This window comes from Methylomagnum sp., from assembly GCF_054333355.1.
Genome location: NZ_JBTEKS010000418.1, coordinates 1 through 3,656, shown reverse-complemented (window position 1 = coordinate 3,656; position 3,656 = coordinate 1). Strand labels below are relative to the sequence as shown.

At 63.5% G+C, this 3,656-nt stretch carries 4 protein-coding genes; 3 read left to right on the top strand and 1 reads right to left on the bottom strand.

What is annotated here, in order from left to right; all coding sequences use genetic code 11:
* Window positions 1–300: hypothetical protein (locus ACXWUF_RS20395; protein WP_458496398.1), on the top strand; the 300-nt coding region annotated here is incomplete at its 5' end.
* A gap of 148 nt (window positions 301–448) precedes the next feature.
* Here ACXWUF_RS20395 and ACXWUF_RS20390 read toward each other — a convergent pair.
* Window positions 449–880, bottom strand: coding sequence for an FxsA family protein (locus ACXWUF_RS20390; RefSeq protein WP_458496397.1), 432 nt, complete (start codon window positions 878–880; stop codon window positions 449–451).
* A gap of 50 nt (window positions 881–930) precedes the next feature.
* Between ACXWUF_RS20390 and cutA the strand changes: the two genes are divergently transcribed.
* The gene (gene cutA / locus ACXWUF_RS20385) at window positions 931–1,260 is read left to right on the top strand and encodes a divalent-cation tolerance protein CutA (RefSeq protein ID WP_458496396.1); all 330 of its coding nucleotides are present in this window, start codon (window positions 931–933) and stop codon (window positions 1,258–1,260) included.
* Entirely contained in the window at window positions 1,239–3,581 is a 2,343-nt protein-coding gene (gene dsbD / locus ACXWUF_RS20380) for a protein-disulfide reductase DsbD (protein WP_458496395.1), read from the top strand. The genes cutA and dsbD overlap by 22 nt, the downstream gene beginning before the upstream one ends.
* Window positions 3,582–3,656: the final 75 nt, after the last annotated feature.

Below are 3,656 nucleotides of genomic sequence, written 5' to 3'. Positions count from 1 at the left end.
GAACAGAACTGGCTTTCAACCATCGGCCACCCACGGAAAAGTTTGGTGGAACAAATTCCACCAAATTTCGTCCTTGGTGGAACGCCTAAAGCCACGGATGGCGCGGCTTACAGCGTTTTGCTCCACCTGTTCCACCAAAATAAGCAACCTCCTAATGGTTTTTTGCGTTCTCGCTGCAAGCCACGGCTGGCAAGGCTTTTGGCCATTTCACGAAAAACGCATTTCGCCCCCTTGGGAAAGCTTGGCGGTACACCCAGAGCGATTCCAACCCCGTCAACCAAAAGAGACAAAAACCCATGAACAGCCCCGCCCAACGGCTTGACCTTCCTTCCCTGGAATCCGAATCCACCCACCCAACCCCGGAACCGCCCGCGTTCGACTTCCCCAATGATGAAGAGCGGGAAGTGTTTGAAGAGATTTGCGACTACTGTAGGGCGGGAAAACCCGCTCATTCCTCCCGCTTGAACTCGCCCTCGATGGTCAGCCGGTCTTGGGACGGCTCGCCGGTCGCGGGCCGGAGGCCAACGTAATCGCGCAAGATGCGCAGCGCCAAGCGCTGGCGGGTGACCGGGACCAGGCAGAACAGGGCGAAGATGTCGCTGAGGAAGCCGGGAATCAGCAACAGCAATCCGCCCAGCGCCACCAGACCGCTTTCGATCATCTCGCGGGCCGGCACCTCGCCCCGCGCCATCGCCTGCTGGACCCGCGTCATGGTGGAAAAGCCCTGGGTGCGCAGCAGGAACATCCCGAGCGCGGCGGCACCCAGCAGCAGCGTCAGGGTAAGGAAGAAGCCGAGCGCGCCCATGAGTTTTATCAGCAGATAAATCTCCACCACCGGCAGGCTCAGCACGGCCAGCAATAACCATCGACCCATATTCATCCCGACCTCATGCGTTTAAAATTTTGAAAAAATCAAAGGCTTGTTTTGCCATGTCCAACGAATACTGTCTAGTTCTATGTACCTGCCCGGACGCCCCCACCGCCCGCCAACTGGCGGAGGCGCTGGTGAAGGAACGCCGGGCGGCCTGCGTCAACATCGTCCCCGGCTTGACCTCGGTCTACGAGTGGGAAGGCAACATCGAGACGGCGGCAGAGCAATTGCTGCTCATCAAGACCGAAGCCGCCGCCTTCGACGCGCTGGAAGCCTTCCTCAAGGCGAACCACCCCTATGAACTTCCCGAAATCATCGCGGTCCCTATCCAGCGCGGTTCGGTCGATTACCTCCAATGGATCACGGCATGTCTACACCCCGCCCCCTAGCTCCGCCCGCCCCCAAACGCCCCGCCTTGTTCTTACGACTTTTTCTCTGGCTCCCCGTTCTCTGCTGGCTTCATGCCGTCCCGGCCCTCGCGCTCGACAACGGGGACTTTTTGCCGGTGGAGGAAGCGTTCCGGGGCACGGCCAAGATCGAGGGCAACGCGGTCCTATTCCACTGGGACATCGCCGACGGCTATTACCTGTACCGGCAGAAATTCAAGTTCAAATCACAGACGCCCGGCGTCGAGCTGGGGCAGGCCGAATTCCCCAAGGGCGAGATCAAGCACGACGAGTATTTCGGCGACATGGAGGTTTTCCACAAAGCCGTGGACGCCCGCCTGCCCCTGACCCGCAAGGACGCGGCGGTGGAAACCGTGGCCCTGGAAGTGAGCGTGCAGGGCTGCGCCGACAAGGGGCTTTGCTACCCGCCCTATAAGCGGACCCTGCCACTCAAATGGCCCGCCGACCCGGCCCAAACTCAGCCCCGAACCCCGGCGGCGCCAGCGGCCAATTTGGGCGAGGCGCTCAAGGCGCTGGGCGCTCAATCCGCCGTCCAAGCGGACGAGCTTCTGCCACCGGACGAAGCCTTCCGGTTTCTCGCCGAGGTCAAGGACGCCCACACCCTGCACGTCAGTTGGCGGGTGGCCGAGGGCTACTACCTCTACCGGGAAAAATTCAAGTTCGCGCTGTCGGCGGGGAACGGCGTTGCGCTGGGCCAGTTCGAGATTCCCCACGGCGAATCCAAGCATGACGAGGAATTCGGCGCCGTGGAGGTCTACCACCGGGACATCGGCTTCGACCTGCCGCTGACCCGCGCCGACGCCCAGGCCGCGACCCTCGGTCTGCAAGTGGGCTATCAGGGCTGCGCCGACCGGGGTGTCTGCTATCCGCCGATTCAGAAGACCGTGAGCCTGGAATTACCGGCGGGCGATGGCGCGGCCTCGGCGTCCGCGGCCCCGGCGGGCGAGTGCGAAATCGGCCCGCCCACGGGCTTCGTGGAACCGGCCCCCGTGTCAGAGCAATGCGAAGTGGTGGCCGGACTCCAGCGCGATTCGATCTGGCTGACCCTGACGAGCTTCCTGGGGATGGGCCTGTTGTTGGCCTTCACGCCGTGCATTTTCCCGATGATTCCCATCCTGTCGGGCATCGTGGTCGGGCACGGGCACGCCATCACCACCCGCCGGGCATTCCTCCTGTCGCTGAGCTATGTGGTCGCCTCGGCCCTCGCCTACGCGGTGTTCGGCGTGCTGGCCGGGCTGTTCGGCGGCAATCTACAGGCGATGTTCCAAGAGCCGAGGATCATCGTGGCATTCAGCGCCCTGTTCGTGGTGCTGGCGCTGTCTATGTTCGGCCTGTTCACACTGCAAATGCCGTCATTCATCCAGTCGAGAATCACCGCGCTGAGCAACAGGCAGCACGGCGGCACCCTGGTCGGCGCGGCGGTGATGGGGGTGCTGTCGGCCTTGATCGTCGGCCCGTGCGTCGCGGCCCCCTTGGCGGGCGCGTTGATCTACATCGGCCAGACCGGCGACGCCATCCTGGGTGGCTTGGCTTTGTTCGCGCTGGGCCTGGGGATGGGCCTTCCGCTGCTGGCCATCGGCGCCTCCGCCGGCAAGCTGCTGCCCAAGGCCGGGCTGTGGATGAATACGGTCAAGGCCGGGTTCGGCGTGGGCTTGCTGGGCATCGCCGTGTGGCTGCTGGAGCGGGTTCTGCCGCCCGCCGCGACGATGTTCCTGTGGGCGCTGCTGCTGATTATCCCCGCCATTTATTTGAGCGCGCTGGACGCCCTGCCCCCGCACGCCTCCGGTTGGCGGAAGCTGTGGAAGGGCGTGGGCGTGGCGATGCTGGCCTATGGCGTGTTGCTATTAATCGGCGTGGCCTCGAACGGCACCGACCCCTTGCAGCCCTTGCGCGGCTTGTACGCTGCCACCACACCGTCGGGAACGCCGGTCGGCAAGACGGAGTTCCGCAAGGTCAAATCCCTGCTGGAATTGGATAGGGAAATCGCGGCGGCGGAGGCGGCGGGCCGCTGGGTGATGCTGGATTTCTATGCCAACTGGTGCGTCTCCTGTAAGGAGATGGAGCGCTACACCTTCGCCGACGCCAAGGTGCGGGAGGCTTTACGCGGGGTGGTGCTGTTGCAGGCCGACGTGACCGCCAACGCCGAGCTGGATCAAGCCTTGATGCGCCACTTCGGCTTGGTCGGCCCACCCGCGACGCTGTTCTTCGGGCCGGATCGGGAGGAACGGAAGGCGTTCCGGGTGGTGGGGTATATGGACGCCGAGGCGTTTCTGGCGCATTTGGGGAAGGTGATGGCGATGTAGGGTGGGTTAGGCGCACGTTAGGAAGATATTCGATAATTCCCGGCAATGCCGCCGTGCGCCGTAACCCACCATCCC